1 protein-coding gene is annotated in these 314 nt (G+C 60.2%); it reads left to right on the forward strand.

Annotation, left to right across the window (positions count from 1 at the left end):
* Window position 1 precedes the first annotated feature (1 nt).
* A partial coding sequence (locus tag AF337_RS12170; RefSeq protein ID WP_342028423.1) for an acyl-CoA dehydrogenase family protein occupies window positions 2–314 on the forward strand: 313 nt, incomplete at its 3' end.

The following is a 314-nucleotide window of genomic DNA, read 5'->3' on the forward strand; positions in this document are numbered from 1 at the left end:
CATGAAAAATACAGCTGCCCTGTTTCCCGCCTCGGCGCGGGTTGAGAACGCATGTCTTGCAGATCGTATCGCCCCGGTGTTGGAAGAGATCCGTGCCGGCGCGCGCGATACGGAAAAATCCGGCCGCGTGCCGGCACGCAATATCGATCTGCTGCGCTCCGCCGGCTATTTCGATATCGTCAAGCCTGCCCATTTCGGTGGCGACGAAGGATCGTTTGCCGAGCTTGTCGATGCAAATATCCAACTGTCGTCGGCCTGTGCCTCCACCGGTTGGGTTGCCGGCCTCCTTTCGGCGCATCAATGGCTCCTCGCCA

The sequence above is a fragment of the Rhizobium ecuadorense genome (assembly GCF_001187535.1).
In the GTDB taxonomy this organism is placed as follows: domain Bacteria; phylum Pseudomonadota; class Alphaproteobacteria; order Rhizobiales; family Rhizobiaceae; genus Rhizobium; species Rhizobium ecuadorense.